Origin of the sequence: Mesorhizobium sp. M0615 (genome assembly GCF_040320805.1) — a bacterium.
In the GTDB taxonomy this organism is placed as follows: Bacteria; Pseudomonadota; Alphaproteobacteria; order Rhizobiales; family Rhizobiaceae; genus Mesorhizobium.
On the sequence record NZ_JAMYQI010000011.1, the window covers coordinates 56070 to 71054 of the forward strand.

Here is a 14985-nt window from a genome sequence, read left to right on the forward strand (position 1 = left end):
CCTGGTGCGTCCGGTTTTCCGGTTCGCGCGGCGCCGGAAGGAACTGAAGTGGAAGACCACGACACCGGCGCTGGCGCGCCGGAAGTGGGCGTGTCCAGGGCTTCGCCGCCATCAGGCGGGCCAAGCCCATCCGCCGGGCGGCCCCGCCAGGCGGGACCCCAGTCCGGCAACGGACAGGCCGGCGACGCCCAGCATCAGCGCGGCAAGGCGAGAAAGCGGCGCAAGCGCCGGCGTGGGCGCAAGGTTTTTGCGCGCGACGACAGCCCTCTCGCAACGGCCGCAGCGGTTAGTGCGCCGGCCTCCGTCGGCCCGGCCGCTCCAGCGCCCGTGCCTTTGCCCTCGGCGCCACAATCCCGACCGGAACAGCCAATGCATCGTCCGCCGATGCAGGAACTGCCGGTGTTTGCCGCGCTCGATCTCGGCACCAACAATTGCCGGCTTTTGGTCGCGGTGCCGCAGCGCCATGGCCAGTTCCGCGTCATCGACGCCTTCTCGCGCATCGTCAGGCTGGGCGAGGGGCTGACGGCGAATGGGCACCTGAGCCAGGCGGCGATGGACCGCGCCGTCGAGGCGCTGAAGATCTGCGGCGACAAATTGCGCAACCGCAAGATCAGGAAAGCCCGGCTGATCGCCACCGAGGCCTGCCGCACCGCCGACAATGGCGTCGAATTCCTGCAGCGCGTCGAACGAGAGGCGGGGTTGAAGTTGGAAATCATCGACCGCCAGACCGAGGCGCGGCTTGCTGTATCCGGCTGCGGCTCGCTGGTCGAGCGCGACACGCAAGGCGTGGTGCTGTTCGACATCGGCGGCGGCTCGTCCGAAATCGCGCTGATCGACCTCACCGGCCAGCGCTCGCCGCGGCTTGCCAACCACATCGTGTCGTGGACGTCGCTTCCGGTCGGCGTTGTCTCGCTGGCCGAGCGTTTTGGCGGCCGCACGGTGACGCGCGAGATCTTTGCCGCCATGGTCGACGACGTCGCGGTGCGGCTAAAATCCTTTGATGGTCGCGACCGGTTGAGCCACGTGCTGACCAGCCCGAAATTCCATCTGCTGGGCACATCCGGCACGGTGACGACGCTGGCCGGCGTCCATCTCGACCTCGAACGCTACGACCGGCGCCGCGTCGACGGGCTGTGGATGGACCGCGACAGCGTTGACCGCATGGTCGAAAAACTGGTCGGCTGGGATTTCCAGCAGCGCTGCGCCAACCCGTGCATCGGTACGGACCGCGCCGACCTGGTGCTGGCCGGCTGTGCTATCCTGGAAGCCATCCGTGCGGTGTGGCCGTCGGAGCGGCTGCGCGTCGCCGACCGTGGTCTGCGCGAAGGCATTTTGAGCGAGCTGATGGCCGATGACGGCGTCTGGCGCAACAGTGGGCGAGGCCGAGCATGATCCGCATTGCTTTGGTGAAGGGCGCACCCCCACCCCGCCGAGATTCCCGCCACACCTCTCCCCCGATCGACGGGGTAGAGGAAGGCGCGAACTTATGCAGACCGGCGCCTTTCCTCTCCCTCCGGAGGGGGGAGAGGTGGCGCCGCGAAGCGGCGACGGAGTGGGGGAAGCCCTCCGCGAAACGCGAAGCCGCCGAAAAACGGCGGCAACTCGGCCAGCGCAAAAACTCAAACAAGAAATAACGTCATGACCAAGAAGCCGGAAAAGCCGGGCTCCGCCAGCATTCGTGTCCTCAAGACGCGGATCAAGAAGAAGAGCGGCCTGAAGGAATCGTCGCGCCGCTGGCTGCAGCGCCACATCAATGATCCCTATGTCCAGCGCTCCAAGGCCGACGGCTATCGCTCGCGCGCGGCCTACAAGCTGATCGAGATCGATGACAAGCATCATCTGCTGAAACCCGGCATGAAGGTCATCGATCTCGGTGCGGCCCCCGGCGGCTGGTGCCAGGTGGCGGCCGCGAGGACGAAATCGACGGCTGATAATCCACATGTCATCGGCATCGACTATCTCGAAATGGATGCGGTGCCGGGTGCGCCGGTGCTGCTGATGGATTTCCTCGACCCGGAAGCGCCGCAAAAGCTCGCCGAGGCGTTGGGCGGCGACCCCGATGTCGTGTTGTCGGACATGGCCGCGCCGACGACGGGTCATAAGCGAACCGACCACATCCGCACCATGCATTTGTGCGAGGTGGCCGCCGATTTCGCGCTGTCGGTGCTGAAGCCGGGCGGGCATTTCCTCGCCAAGACCTTCCAGGGTGGCGCCGAAAACGAGCTGCTGTCGATGCTCAAGAAGAACTTCCGCTCGGTGCACCACGTCAAGCCGCCGGCGTCGCGCGATGAGTCGGTGGAACTGTATTTGCTGGCGAAGGATTTTAAGGGCAGATAGCCACCAGTGGCATCGTCATCCTAGGGCGAAGCAAGGAGCGAAGCGACGCAGCGCAGACCCTAGGATCCATGCCGTGACGTTAACGCGTTGAAAACGCCGCAGAATTCTGTGCCGCTGCATCCTTCGATCAAGATCACGGCATGGATCCCAGGGTCTGCGCGACGCTTTGAGTCGCTTCGCCCTAGGATGAACGAAGCGATGAGGGGCGCTCGCCCCTTACTTCCCAGCCGTGCTCACCGGCTCCAGTGTCTTCGGCATCGTCATCCGGCCATGACCCGACACGGCGTTGCCGGCATCCGGTGCCAGCCGCATGAACGATACCGACGCCGCTGCTGACACTGCCGCCACGATGAAGAAGGCGATGTGGAAATCGCCGAGCGCCAGCGGTCCGCCATGGATCGAGGTCGAGACTTCCAGGATGCCGCCGGCCAGCGCCACGCCGAGCGCGATCGACAGTTGCTGGAACACCGCCGTGATCGGCGTTGCCTTGCTGGTGTCCTCGGCCGTCACCTCGGCATAGGAGAGCGCGTTGACGCCGGTGAAGAACATCGAGCGGATGAAGCCGCCGACCAGCAATATCGCCAGCATCAGCGCGTAAGGCGTCTCCGGCGTGAACAGGCCGTATATGGCGATCGATGCCGCGGCGATCAGCGAGCCCCAGATCAGCACCCGGCGGAACCCCGCAAGCCGGAAGATCAGCGCGGTAACGAATTTCATTCCGATGGCGCCGATAGCCGAGACGAAGGTGATCATGCCCGACTGGAACGGCGTCAGCCCGAAGCCGATCTGGAACATGAGGGGCAACAGGAACGGCACCGCCCCGATGCCGATGCGAAACAGCGAGCCGCCGAGCACCGAGGAGCGGAACACCGGGTTGCGGAACAGTTCCAGCGCCAGCAGCGGGTTCTTGGCGCGCCGCGCATGCAGGAGATAGAGCACGCCGGAAATCAGCCCGACCGCCACGGTGATGAGGCCGGTCGCCGGCGGCAGATAGGGCAGGCTGACCACCGACAGGCCGAAGATGACGCCGGAGGCCGCCAGCCCGCTCAGTACGAAACCGACGAAATCGAGCGGCGGCGTCTCCATCGAGTCGGTTTGCGGCAGGAAGCGCGTCGCCAGCCAGATGCCGATCAGGCCGATCGGCACGTTGATCAGAAAGATCCAGTGCCAGGTGAAATAGGTGGTGATGAAGCCGCCGATCGGTGGTCCCACAAGCGGGCCGACCAGCGCCGGCACCGTCAGCCACGACATGGCCGCGACCAGCTCGCTCTTCGGCGTCGCGCGCACCAGGACCAGCCGGCCGACCGGCGTCATCATGGCGCCGCCTATGCCTTGCAGGAAGCGCGAGACGACAAAGGCCGGCAGTGAATTGGAGATGGCGCAGCAGACCGAGCCGACGATGAAGACGCCGATCGCGGCGCGAAAAATGGTCTTCGCGCCGAACCGGTCGGCCATCCAGCCGCTGATCGGAATGAAGATCGCCAGCGCCACCAGATAGGCGGTCAGCGCCAGCTTGAGCGCGATCGGGCTGGTGTGGATGTCGACGGCAATCGCCGGCAGCGATGTCGCGATGACGGTCGAATCCATGTTTTCCATGAACAAGGCGACCGCCAGAATGAGCGGAATGATGCGGTTCAACGAACGCGTCCGAACTGGTCTAAATGTGCCTGCCGGCCAATCCAAACAATGAAAAGGCGGGCAAGCCGATACAAACGGGCGGTTATCACGCCTCAGGCGCGATGTCGCATTAATTTGCTGTCACTTTTGTGCGACCGTGGGCGGACAAGAGGCGTCGCTGCGTTTCGCCACATTGAATGAACTTGCGAAAATTGACCTGGTTCACTATGCTGTAGTGAATATAACTACTATATGGACAATGCTATGGAAGAAGCCGTTTCCGCAGCCGACGCCAACCGCAAATTCTCGCTCCTCCTGCGCGGTGTCCGCGAAGGACAGAGCTATGTCGTGACCAGCCATGGGCGCCCCGTGGCGCGGATCGTGCCTGCAGGGCAGCCCGACCCTGCGGCGTCTCGTTCGCGCACAGCGCTGCTGTCGCGCCTCGAACGCCAGCCTGTTGTAGAAGCCGGGCGCTGGAGCCGCGACGAGCTTTACGAGGACGAGCGGTGAAGGTCGCGCTCGATACCAACATCCTTGTTTATGCCGAGGGGATCAACGGAGCCGAGAAGCGCGACATCGTTTTCGGCCTGCTGCACGACATTGCGCAAGAGGCAGCCGTCATTCCAGTCCAAGTGCTCGGCGAATTGTTCACCGTTCTCACACGCAAGGCCGGACGATCACGTGCACAAGCGCGCGACGCCCTGTTGAGCTGGCGCGACGCGTTTCCGGTTGTCGGCACGACGCCGGAGGTGATGACGGTCGCGGCTGATCTTGCGACCGATCACCATTTCGGCATCTGGGATGCGACCATCCTGTCTGTTGCCTCGCAAACCGGTTGCCGGCTGCTGCTGTCGGAAGATCTGCAGGACGGCTTCACCTGGGGCGGCGTAACGGTCGTCAATCCTTTCGCGTCACCGCGCCATGTCTTGCTCGATGCCCTGTTGGGCAAGTCCGCCGAATAGGCCAGGACCGGCTTTTCAACCACGCCGCGACGTGTTACCAGCCAGCGCCAATCCTGAAAGGGAAGAAACGAGTCGGCGCTGTCCATTTCGGTCCAGCGCTTTTTTGTATTCTCCCAGCGCTTTTCGTATCCGAGGACTGGCCATGGCAAAAATCATCGAAACGTCCACCGGCGCGCTGGCGCTGACCTTTGACGACGTGCTGTTGCAGCCCGGTCATTCCGAGGTCATGCCCGGTGAGACCGACATCCGCACCCGCATCGCCACCGACATCGACCTCAACGTGCCGATCCTGTCGGCCGCCATGGACACCGTCACCGAGGCGCGGCTCGCCATCGCCATGGCGCAGGCCGGCGGCATCGGCGTCATCCACCGCAATTTCTCGCCGGCCGAACAGGCCGAGCAGGTGCGTCAGGTCAAGAAGTTCGAATCGGGCATGGTCATCAATCCGGTCACCATCGGCCCCGACGCCACGCTCGCGGACGCGCTGGCGCTGATGCGCACCTATTCCATCTCGGGCATTCCGGTGGTCGAGAATGGCGGCAGCGGCGGCCAGAAGATCGGCCGCCTGGTCGGCATCCTGACCAACCGCGACGTGCGCTTCGCCTCCGATCCGGGGCAGAAAGTCTACGAATTGATGACCCGTGAGAACCTGATCACGGTCAAGGAGAATGTCGACCAGGACGAGGCCAAGCGGCTGCTGCACCAGCACCGCATCGAAAAGCTCGTCGTCGTGGACAAGTCCGGCAATTGCGTCGGCCTGATCACCGTCAAGGACATCGAGAAGTCGCAGCTCAACCCGCACGCCACCAAGGATGCGCAGGGGCGCCTGCGGGCGGCGGCCGCCACCAGCGTCGGCGATGACGGCTTCGAGCGCGCCGAGCGGTTGATCGACGCCGGTGTCGACCTCCTGGTCATCGACACCGCGCATGGCCATTCGCAGCGCGTGCTCGATGCGGTGACGCGGGCCAAGAAGCTTTCCAATTCCGTGCGCATCCTGGCCGGCAACGTCGCCACCGCCGAAGGCACGCAGGCGCTGATCGACGCCGGCGCCGATGCCGTCAAGGTCGGCATCGGCCCGGGCTCGATCTGCACCACGCGCATCGTCGCCGGTGTCGGCGTGCCGCAGCTTTCGGCGATCATGTCGGCGGTGGAGACGGCGCATAGATCAGGCGTGTCGGTCATCGCCGACGGCGGCATCAAATATTCGGGCGATCTGGCCAAGGCGCTTGCCGCCGGCGCCAGTGCGGCCATGATCGGTTCGCTGCTGGCCGGCACCGACGAAAGCCCGGGCGAGGTCTATCTGCATCAGGGCCGCTCCTTCAAGGCCTATCGCGGCATGGGCTCTGTCGGCGCCATGGCGCGCGGCTCGGCCGACCGCTACTTCCAGGCCGAGGTTCGCGACACGCTGAAACTGGTCCCGGAAGGCATTGAAGGGCAGGTGCCCTACAAGGGACCTGTGTCTGGCGTGCTGCACCAGCTTGCGGGCGGGCTAAAAGCCGCTATGGGTTATGTCGGTGGCCGCGACCTTGCCGATTTTCGCGAACGCGCCACCTTTGTGCGCATATCCAACGCCGGACTTCGTGAAAGCCACGCCCATGACGTCACGATTACCCGCGAAAGCCCGAACTATCCTGGCGGAGCCTGACCGGCAGCCAGAGCGGTACATGCTCTGGCGCCACCAGGCGACGATCGTGCTGCGGCTGGCGCGCCATGCCGGCGCGCTGTGCTTTGCCGCCGCGGCGGTTTTCATCATCATGACGCTGCTGGAATTCTTCTATTTCCGCCGGCTGAGCGGCGGCCTGCCGTCGCTCGACGTGCGCCTTGGCGGGTTCACGCCCGACGAGGGCATGGCCTGGCTGACGGCACTCGGCCGACGCGGCAGCGAGATCATCCTGGTCTGGCACTATTTGACTTTCGACCTTCTCTTCCCGGCGCTGCTGTCGCTGACCATGGTCAGCCTGATCCTGGCAACCGGGCGGCGGCTGAAGAATTTTCGTGCCATGCCGGTGCAGCTTCAGGCGCTGTTCGCGCTGGTCATCGTGCTGCCCTACACGTGCGCCGACTACGCCCAGAACATTGCGGTGGCGCGGCTTCTGTCCGATGCGCTGTCGGCCAATCCGGATTCTCTGTCTTTCGCCTCGTCGCTGATCGTCACCAAATTCGCGCTGCTGGCGATCCCCGTCATCGTCATCGCGTTTTTGATCCTTGCCGCCCAGCGGCGTCCACAGGCATGAACGACAGAGCAGGGGCAACGCCATGAGCCAGACCGCGATTTTCTGGCCGATGCTGGCGCAGGTGTTCCTCGTCTATATCGTCTATGTCGTGATGGGCCGGCGCCGCTACGGCGCGGTCAAATCGGGCGAGGCCAAGGTCGGTCAATACAAGGTGCGCACGACCGAGCCCGGGTCGAGCGTCACGGTTGCCAACAATCTCATCAACCAGTTCGAACTGCCGGTGCTGTTCTATGTGCTGTGTCTGGCGCTGCACGCGACCAATGGCGTCAATTATCTGACCCTGGCCTTGATGTGGATTTTCGTGATTTCCCGCTATGGCCACGCCTGGGTCCACCTCACCAGCAACAATCTGCGGTTTCGCAGCCGCGCCTTCTACGTCGGCGCGATCATTCTCTTGCTGGCATGGATCTGGTTCGCGCTACACCTGCTCGGAGCGGTGTAGGGCAGTTGTTTACCCTCCCCCTTGTGGGGAGGGTCGCTCCGCGCAGCGGAGCGGGGTGGGGGTCTACAAATCGAACACCGCGATCTTCCGCTTGTCGAACTTGATGCCGATTTCGCCGCGCACCAGCTTCAGTGCGGCTTCGCCGAACACGGCGCGTCGCCAGCCCTGCAGGGCCGGCACGTCGGCATCCTCGCCCTCGGCGGCGATGCGGTCGATGTCGTCGCTGGACGCCAGCACTTTCGAGGCGACGCCTTCCTTCTCGGCGACGATCCGCAACAGAACTTTCAGCAGCTCGGAGGCGGCATTGGAGCCCTCGGGCGGCTGAAAGCTCTTGGGCAGCTTCGGCATCTCTTCGCGGGGCAAAGTGAGCGCCGTGTTGACCGCGCCAAGCAATGCGGTAGCCGTCGACGAACGCTCCCAGCCTTTCGGCGTCGTGCGCAGCTTGCCCAACGCTGCCGCATCGCGCGGCGCCTGCTGGGCGACCTCGTATATGGCGTCGTCCTTGAGCACCCGGCCGCGCGGCACGTCACGCTCGCGCGCCTCGCGTTCGCGCCATGCCGCCACCGTCTGCACGATCGCCAGCTCCTGCGGCTTGCGCAGCCGCATCTTCAGCCGCTTCCAAGCGTCTTCCGGGTGCGGATCGTAGGTCTCGCGCGAAGTCAGCACCTCCATTTCCTCGTTTAGCCAATGGGCGCGGTTTTCCCGCTCCAGTTCGGCGCTGAGATGCTTGTAGACGTCGATCAGATGGGTGACGTCGGCCAAGGCATAGTCGAGCTGCTTGTCCGACAGCGGCCGGTGGCGCCAGTCGGTGAAACGCGAAGATTTGTCGAGCCGTGCGCCGGTGATGCGCTGCACCAGCTGATCGTAGGAGACGCTGTCGCCGAAGCCGCAGACCATGGCCGCGACCTGGGTGTCGAACACCGGATGCGGCACCAGATCGCCGAGATGGACGATGATTTCAATGTCCTGGCGGGCGGCATGGAAAACCTTGACCACCGCCTCATTGGCCATCAGCCGGAAGAATGGGGCGAGGTTGATGTCGGGCGCCAGCGGGTCGATCAGCGCGGTGACGCCGGGCGCCGCCATCTGGATCAGGCACAGAATCGGCCAGAATGTCGTTTCGCGGATGAATTCGGTGTCGACGGTGACGAAATCCGACTTTTCAAAAGCGGCGAGAACGGACTCAAGCTCATTTTGGGTGGTGATGACGTGCATCAAATCGCTTTTTAGTAACGGGTAAGGTTCTCTTTCAATTTCAGCCATGGGCGCTTTCGTCAAGCCGCCCTTCGGTCAAGTATCGGCCGATCCGTCGGAATCGCCATTTCTGCGCGCCAGCCGCGCGAAGGCGGTTGATGTGCGCAGCAGCGCCGTGAAGCGGCTGCGCTTGCCCGCCGGCACGCTGCCGCGCACCTGCATGCGGTAGAGAATGACGGCGATGAGGGTGGCGTAGACGACTGCGCTGAAGACAAACAGGGCGCCCGGTCCGAAATGTTGCATCACTGCGGACGCCGCGAAGGGGCCACCAATGGCGCCGAAGGAATAGAACAGCATCAAGGAGGCGTTGATCAGCACGAACTCGCCCTTGTCGGCGCGGTCGTTGGAATGCGCCGCCGATAGCGAATAGAGCGGCATGGCGAAGCTGCCGAAGATGAAGACGATGATCAAATTGAGGGTCGGATCGGCGCCAGCGACGAAGACCAGCGCCAGCGCGGCGAACATGGCGCCGCATGTCGTGGCCAAAAGCACCGCGCGCCGATCCCAGCGGTCGGAGAGGTAGCCCAGCGGATACTGGATGAGGGCGCCGCCGAAGATGCCGACGCTGACGAAGGTGACGACATCGGCCACCGACATGCCGATCTGCTCGGCATAGACTGGCGACAGCGTGCGGAACGCGCTGTTGGTGACGCCGACGCAGATGCAGCCGAAGCAGCCGAGCGGCGAAATCCGCCAGACGCGGGCGAGATCGAGCTTGACGTCTTCCGGCGGCGTCGGGTTGGAGCGGTCGCCGAGCGACACCGGAACCAGCGACAGCGTGATCATCATCGACATGATGGCGAAGATGGCAAAGCCGCCGGGGCCGAAGATCGGGATCAGGAACTGCGCGCCGGTTACCGAGCCGATATCGACCATGCGGTAGACGGCGAGCACCCGCGCACGATCCTTGTTTTCGACGCCGGAGTTCAGCCAGGCTTCCATGACGGTGAACAGGCCGGCAAAGCAGAAACCGCCGGCAAAGCGCACCGCGCACCACATCACCGGATCGATCACCAGCACCAGGAGCAGCGTACTGGCAGCGGCGATGGCGGCGAGCGCTGAAAACGTCCGGACATGGCCGACTGCCTTGAGGATACGGGTGACGGCCAAGCACCCCAACAGGAAGCCGGCGAAATAGAACGTGCCCATCAGGCCGATGTCGGAGGCCGAAAATCCTTCCTGCGCGCCGCGCAACGCGATCAGCGTGCCCTGCAGCCCGTTGCCGCCAAGCAGGATGCCGGCGGCGATGAGGAGCGGGATCAGCGGGCGGATGGAGGACATACGGAACCGTTGCTTAGAGCATGATCCCGAAAAGTGGGAACCGGTTTTCGGAAAAGATCATGCTTCGAGAAAGAGTTGGATGAGTGTGACGATCGACGAAACGTCATACTCGTCCAGGTGGCTCCACAGTTCTGAACCATCGGTGTGGCCAATGCCAGTGGCTTATCCCGCCGCCAACAGGTGTGTGGCTTTCAGGTCGGGCCGTTCAGGCTTCGTGAGCCCTCGTCAAAGCTTCATCCGCTTGTGCGGCCGGGCGGGACGCCCTTCGGCCAAGCGAGCCGGCGGTCAGCAGGCTGAGGATGATGAACGGAATGCCGATGCCGAAGGCCGAGCGGATGCCCCAATGGTCGGAGACGAAACCGAGCAGCGGCGGGCCGAGCAGGAAGGCGACGAAGGAAATCTGCGACAGCGCCGCGACATTGATCGTCGCGGAGCGGTCCGTCCGCTGGGCTGCCGCCGAGATCGCCAACGGAAAGAGCACGCTGCTGCCGATGCCAAGCAGCGCAAAGCCCAGCATCGATACGAGCGGGGCAGGCGAGAAGAAGACGAGCAGCACGCCGACCGCCATCGTCGCCAGCAGCACCCGCGCCACGACGCTCGGCGAGTGGCGGTCGACAAAGGAGTCGGCAAAGAAGCGCGTGGCCGCTTGCGAGAATGCAAACAGCGCCACCGTGAAGCCGGCGACGAAAGGGCCCGCATCGAACACGGTGCGCATGTAGATTGCCGACCAGTCGATGCTGGCGCCTTCCATCAGCATCGCCGACAGCGTCACCGCGACGAGGACGAGGATAGGCAGCGTCGGCCGCGCCAGCCTTGGCGCCGTCTCGTCATTGCCGGCGAAGCGGCTCGGCGCCGGTTCGTAACCGCCGAGAAACAGCGCGATTCCTGTCGCCACCATCGGTACGACAATCGCCAGGTGCAGTTGCGGCGAAATGCCGAGATGCGCAAGCGCGGCGCCGAACAGGCCGGCGCCGAAAAAGCCGATGCTCCAGAACGAATGCGCCCGGTTCATGATCCGGCGCTTGAGCAGGAATTCGGTTCTGTCGGCCTCGACATTGAGAATGATCTCGACGCTGCCGATCATCAGGCCGACCGGAAACAGCATCAGGAACAGCGCAAGCGGCCCAGGCGCATGCACGGCAATGGCAAAGACAACCGACAAAAGCGGCACCAGCCCGAGCAGCGCGCGGCGGAAGCCGATGCGCTCCAGGATCGGCGCCGCCAGCGTCAGCGCGGTCAAGGTGCCGATCGGCGTCCCGATCAGGCTGAGCCCGAGCGTGCCGTCCCCGATGCCCATGGCGTGCTTGATGTCGGGCAGCCGCGGGAAGATTTGGCCCATGGCGAACGAATAGATCGCAAAGCCGGCGTAGACCCGGTGTTGCGGAGCGAGGCGGAGGCCAAAGGTCATGACGATGCTTTCGGGGAAGAGAGCCGGATATTGTCGTTGATATCCCCTTATCTTGCACAAACATGCAAATCGTGCAATAACGTGCACAAAGAAAACAGGATCATGCAATGCTGACCGATGAGCGGCATCAAATCATTCGCGATCGCCTCGCCGTCGAGGGACGGGTACTGGCCGGCGAGCTGGCAAGCCGCTTCGGCGTTTCGGAGGACACGGTTCGCCGCGACCTCAGGGAACTCGCCAAGGCCGGGCAGTGCCGCCGCGTCTATGGCGGCGCGGTCGCGCCCGCACCCTTCGCCTCGACAGCAGTCGGCCTGCGCGCCGGCCATGCGGTCGAAGAAAAGACGCGGCTGGCCCGCGCGACCGTGGCATTGCTTTCGCGCGGACAGACCCTGTTCATCGACAGCGGCTCGACCAATGCCGCGATCGCCAGGGCCATTCCGCGCGACCTCGAACTGACCGTCGCCACCAATTCCCTCGAAATCGCCTCCGTCCTGTCAGACCACGCTTTGGTCGAACTGATTGTGCTGGGCGGCCGGTTCGACCGCCACCTCGGCGCCTGCGTCGGCGCCGACACGCTTGCCGCTGTCGCGCAACTTGGCGCGGACCTGTTTGTTCTCGGATCCTGCGGCCTCGATGCGTCGCGCGGCGTCACGGCCTTCGATTCGGCTGAGGCCGAGGTAAAGCGGGCGATGGCCAAGAACAGCGCAGGCATCGTCATCGCTGTAACCAACGACAAGCTAGCCACAGCCGCACCCTACCGGGTCGCCAGGCCAGAGGCGATCCGCCACCTCGTGGTCGAAAAGACCGCGCCGGCCGCGATCCTCGCGGATTTCGAACGCCAGGGCGCCGAAATCCATTTGGCTTAAACGGAGCTCGGCGCGCGGGCAGTCCGGGACGCAGCATGGGCGACGAACACTTCGACATCTTCCTTTGAATAGCCGAGAAGGGCTCCTTCAAGCCTCGCCAGATCATTCGATGTGAAGATGTCAAAGGCCTCTCCGCTGCGGCACGTTCTGGAGATCAACAAGCTCAGTTTGCAGCGTCATTCTTCTGTCGGCAGGCAGTATCAGCGCTCTTCCACTGAGGTTTTAGGAACAATCTGGGTGAACTTCAGGATGCGGCCTTCGTCGACAAACGGTGCAAAGCCTGCATCGCCAATATGTCGGCGTCCATACCCGGTTCCGCCGCGAACAAGGCCATTGATTTGAAGCATCAGCTCCAATTCGCGGCCATTATGTGGCCCGACACTCGGCGGGACTGTGGGTTTTGGCATGAAGTATCTCCAGATCATTCGATGACTGCACTGTCGCGAGAAACACTTCTGGCGGCAATGCGCCAAGCCTGGCAAAGACTTCAACACTGACGAGCGGTTAGAGAGACGACCCAAACCCGGCTTGCCTTGACAAATCGGGCCTCCCATGCGCTTTTCGCGCAAATTTTGGACCGGGCTTTGATGCTTCGGCCCGCAACCAGAACACCCCGGAATTTTGACATGACAATGCATCGTTACCGCAGCCACACCTGTGCCCAGTTGAGAAAGAGCGATGTCGGCTCTTCGGTTCGCCTGTCGGGCTGGGTGCATCGCGTGCGCGACCATGGCGGCCTGCTGTTCATCGACCTGCGCGACCATTACGGCCTGACCCAGATCGTCGTCGATCCGGATTCGCCCGCCTTCAAGGTGGCCGAGACGCTGCGTGGCGAATGGGTGATCCGCGTCGACGGCGAGGTCAAGGCGCGCCTGCCGGACACCACCAACGCCAACCTGCCGACCGGCGAGATCGAGATCTTTGCCCGCGAGATCGAGGTGCTGTCGGCAGCCAAGGAATTGCCGCTGCCGGTGTTCGGCGAGCCCGACTATCCCGAAGACATCCGCCTGAAGTACCGTTTTCTCGACCTGCGCCGCGAGACGCTGCACAGGAACATCGTGGCGCGCACGAAAATCATCGCCGAGATGCGCAAGCGTATGACCGATGTCGGCTTCACCGAATTCTCGACGCCGATCCTGACGGCCTCGTCGCCGGAAGGCGCGCGCGACTTCCTGGTGCCGTCGCGCATCCATCCCGGCACCTTTTACGCGCTGCCGCAGGCGCCGCAGCAGTACAAGCAACTGATCATGGTCTCCGGCTTCGACCGCTATTTCCAGATCGCGCCCTGCTTCCGCGACGAGGACCCGCGCGCCGACCGTCTGCCCGGCGAATTCTACCAGCTCGACCTCGAAATGAGCTTCGTCGAGCAGGACGACGTGCTGTCGACCATGGAACCGGTGATGCGCGGCGTCTTCGAGACCTTCGCCAACGGCAAGCCGGTGACGCAGACATTCCAGCGCATTCCTTACGATGTCGCGATGCGCAAATATGGCTCCGACAAGCCGGACCTGCGCAACCCGATCGAGATGCAGGCCGTCTCCGACCATTTTCGCGATTCCGGCTTCAAGGTCTTCGCCAACATCCTGGCCAACGATCCGAAGGCCGAAGTGTGGGGCATTCCGGCCAAGACCGGCGGCAGCCGCGCCTTCTGCGACCGCATGAACTCGTGGGCGCAGGGCGAGGGCCAGCCGGGACTGGGTTACATCTTCTGGCGCAAGGAAGGCGACAAGCTTGAAGGCGCCGGTCCGCTGGCCAAGAACATCGGCGAGGAGCGCACCGAGGCGATCCGCCAGCAGCTCGGCCTTGCCGATGGCGACGCCGCCTTCTTCGTCGCCGGCGATCCGAAGAAGTTCGTCACCTTCGCCGGTGCCGCGCGTACGCGTGCCGGCGAAGAACTGAACCTTGTCGACCGCGAGCGCTTCGAATTGTGCTGGATCGTCGACTTCCCGTTCTTCGAATGGAGCGAGGAGGAAAAGAAGATCGACTTCGCCCACAACCCGTTCTCGATGCCGCAAGGCGGTATCGACGCGCTCAACGGCGACGACCTGCTCGGCATCAAGGCCTTCCAGTACGACATGGTCTGCAACGGCTTCGAGATCGCCTCTGGCGGTATCCGCAACCATTTGCCGGAAACCATGGTCAAGGCGTTCGAGACGGTCGGGCTGGACCGCGCCACGGTCGAGGAGCGCTTCGGCGGCCTCTATCGCGCCTTCCAGTATGGCGCGCCGCCGCATGGCGGCATGGCGGCCGGTGTCGACCGCGTGGTCATGCTGCTGGTCGGGGCCAAGAACCTGCGCGAGATCACCATGTTCCCGATGAACCAGCAGGCCTACGATTTGTTGATGAACGCGCCTTCGGAAGCCTCGCCGCAGCAGTTGCGTGATCTGTCGCTGCGTGTCGCGGCAGTGAAGAAGGACTGACGGCAGCGTTGCAGCTGCCCTTTCTCCCCGTCTCTATACGGGGAGAAATGTCCGGCAGGACAATGAGGGGCAGCACGCATGCAGGCGATTGGCGAACGGCCTTAGCAGTTGGCGCCTTCTGACAACCGGTTCAGCATCGAACTACAATTTGCAGGCGTTGGCGC

At 63.8% G+C, this 14985-nt stretch carries 14 protein-coding genes; 9 read left to right on the top strand and 5 right to left on the bottom strand.

The features are described 5' to 3' along the window. Positions 1 to 48 precede the first annotated feature (48 nt). Together NKI46_RS20355 and NKI46_RS20360 are read left to right on the top strand one after the other, a co-directional pair. Complete coding sequence (locus NKI46_RS20355; RefSeq protein WP_352747648.1) at positions 49 to 1392, top strand: Ppx/GppA phosphatase family protein; 1344 nt, start codon at positions 49 to 51, stop codon at positions 1390 to 1392. Positions 1393 to 1638: 246 nt separating this feature from the next. Next, entirely contained in the window at positions 1639 to 2337 is a 699-nt protein-coding gene (locus NKI46_RS20360) for an RlmE family RNA methyltransferase (RefSeq protein WP_352742293.1), read from the top strand. Between the two features lie 216 nt (positions 2338 to 2553). Here the strand turns inward: NKI46_RS20360 and NKI46_RS20365 are convergent, their stop codons facing one another. Beyond that, positions 2554 to 3975: an MFS transporter gene (locus NKI46_RS20365; RefSeq protein WP_352747651.1), complete on the bottom strand. Its 1422-nt coding sequence runs from the start codon at positions 3973 to 3975 to the stop codon at positions 2554 to 2556. A 243-nt stretch (positions 3976 to 4218) separates the two neighbouring features. Between NKI46_RS20365 and NKI46_RS20370 the strand changes: the two genes are divergently transcribed. The 5 genes from NKI46_RS20370 to NKI46_RS20390 all read left to right on the top strand — a co-directional run bounded on the left by NKI46_RS20370 (position 4219) and on the right by NKI46_RS20390 (position 7592). Then, on the top strand, positions 4219 to 4464 hold the full coding sequence (locus NKI46_RS20370; protein ID WP_023673036.1) for a type II toxin-antitoxin system Phd/YefM family antitoxin: 246 nt from the start codon (positions 4219 to 4221) through the stop codon (positions 4462 to 4464). Continuing rightward, complete coding sequence (locus tag NKI46_RS20375; protein ID WP_023673035.1) at positions 4461 to 4916, top strand: PIN domain-containing protein; 456 nt, start codon at positions 4461 to 4463, stop codon at positions 4914 to 4916. The genes NKI46_RS20370 and NKI46_RS20375 overlap by 4 nt, the downstream gene beginning before the upstream one ends. A gap of 142 nt (positions 4917 to 5058) precedes the next feature. After that, a complete protein-coding gene (gene guaB, locus NKI46_RS20380; protein WP_023742866.1) occupies positions 5059 to 6561 on the top strand; it encodes an IMP dehydrogenase in 1503 nt (500 codons plus the stop codon). Positions 6562 to 6580: 19 nt separating this feature from the next. After that, on the top strand, positions 6581 to 7150 hold the full coding sequence (locus NKI46_RS20385; protein ID WP_023749016.1) for a hypothetical protein: 570 nt from the start codon (positions 6581 to 6583) through the stop codon (positions 7148 to 7150). Between the two features lie 22 nt (positions 7151 to 7172). Next, complete coding sequence (locus tag NKI46_RS20390) at positions 7173 to 7592, top strand: MAPEG family protein (RefSeq protein WP_023682427.1); 420 nt, start codon at positions 7173 to 7175, stop codon at positions 7590 to 7592. 63 nt (positions 7593 to 7655) lie between these two features. Here NKI46_RS20390 and rnd read toward each other — a convergent pair whose 3' ends face one another. The 3 genes from rnd to NKI46_RS20405 form a co-directional block, all read right to left on the bottom strand. Beyond that, positions 7656 to 8807 (bottom strand): ribonuclease D, encoded by a 1152-nt coding sequence (rnd, locus tag NKI46_RS20395; RefSeq protein ID WP_023742865.1) that lies wholly within the window; start codon positions 8805 to 8807, stop codon positions 7656 to 7658. 75 nt (positions 8808 to 8882) lie between these two features. Next, positions 8883 to 10127 carry an MFS transporter gene (locus NKI46_RS20400; RefSeq protein WP_023742864.1) on the bottom strand — a complete coding sequence of 415 codons (1245 nt, stop codon included), beginning with the start codon at positions 10125 to 10127 and terminating at the stop codon, positions 8883 to 8885. A gap of 205 nt (positions 10128 to 10332) precedes the next feature. After that, positions 10333 to 11535 carry an MFS transporter gene (locus tag NKI46_RS20405; RefSeq protein WP_352747656.1) on the bottom strand — a complete coding sequence of 401 codons (1203 nt, stop codon included), beginning with the start codon at positions 11533 to 11535 and terminating at the stop codon, positions 10333 to 10335. Positions 11536 to 11642: 107 nt separating this feature from the next. On the opposite strand from NKI46_RS20405, the gene NKI46_RS20410 reads away from it, so the two are divergent. Next, the gene (locus NKI46_RS20410; RefSeq protein ID WP_352747659.1) at positions 11643 to 12401 is read left to right on the top strand and encodes a DeoR/GlpR family DNA-binding transcription regulator; all 759 of its coding nucleotides are present in this window, start codon (positions 11643 to 11645) and stop codon (positions 12399 to 12401) included. Between the two features lie 200 nt (positions 12402 to 12601). On the opposite strand, the gene NKI46_RS20415 is transcribed toward NKI46_RS20410, so the two are convergent. Further along, positions 12602 to 12808: a hypothetical protein gene (locus NKI46_RS20415; protein ID WP_352747661.1), complete on the bottom strand. Its 207-nt coding sequence runs from the start codon at positions 12806 to 12808 to the stop codon at positions 12602 to 12604. Between the two features lie 225 nt (positions 12809 to 13033). On the opposite strand from NKI46_RS20415, the gene aspS reads away from it, so the two are divergent. Continuing rightward, positions 13034 to 14821, top strand: a complete 1788-nt coding sequence (aspS, locus tag NKI46_RS20420) for an aspartate--tRNA ligase (protein WP_023715385.1) — start codon at positions 13034 to 13036, stop codon at positions 14819 to 14821. Positions 14822 to 14985 lie beyond the last annotated feature (164 nt).

What these genes read in the sequence shown, in the direction of transcription:
- NKI46_RS20360 (WP_352742293.1), top strand. Translation starts at nt 1,639, where the DNA reads ATGACCAAGAAGCCGGAAAAGCCGGGCTCCGCCAGCATTCGTGTCCTC.
- NKI46_RS20370 (WP_023673036.1), top strand. Translation starts at nt 4,219, where the DNA reads ATGGAAGAAGCCGTTTCCGCAGCCGACGCCAACCGCAAATTCTCGCTC.
- guaB (WP_023742866.1), top strand. Translation starts at nt 5,059, where the DNA reads ATGGCAAAAATCATCGAAACGTCCACCGGCGCGCTGGCGCTGACCTTT.
- NKI46_RS20385 (WP_023749016.1), top strand. Translation starts at nt 6,581, where the DNA reads ATGCTCTGGCGCCACCAGGCGACGATCGTGCTGCGGCTGGCGCGCCAT.
- NKI46_RS20390 (WP_023682427.1), top strand. Translation starts at nt 7,173, where the DNA reads ATGAGCCAGACCGCGATTTTCTGGCCGATGCTGGCGCAGGTGTTCCTC.
- rnd (WP_023742865.1), bottom strand. Translation starts at nt 8,807, where the DNA reads ATGCACGTCATCACCACCCAAAATGAGCTTGAGTCCGTTCTCGCCGCT.
- NKI46_RS20400 (WP_023742864.1), bottom strand. Translation starts at nt 10,127, where the DNA reads ATGTCCTCCATCCGCCCGCTGATCCCGCTCCTCATCGCCGCCGGCATC.
- NKI46_RS20405 (WP_352747656.1), bottom strand. Translation starts at nt 11,535, where the DNA reads ATGACCTTTGGCCTCCGCCTCGCTCCGCAACACCGGGTCTACGCCGGC.
- NKI46_RS20410 (WP_352747659.1), top strand. Translation starts at nt 11,643, where the DNA reads ATGCTGACCGATGAGCGGCATCAAATCATTCGCGATCGCCTCGCCGTC.
- NKI46_RS20415 (WP_352747661.1), bottom strand. Translation starts at nt 12,808, where the DNA reads ATGCCAAAACCCACAGTCCCGCCGAGTGTCGGGCCACATAATGGCCGC.
- aspS (WP_023715385.1), top strand. Translation starts at nt 13,034, where the DNA reads ATGCATCGTTACCGCAGCCACACCTGTGCCCAGTTGAGAAAGAGCGAT.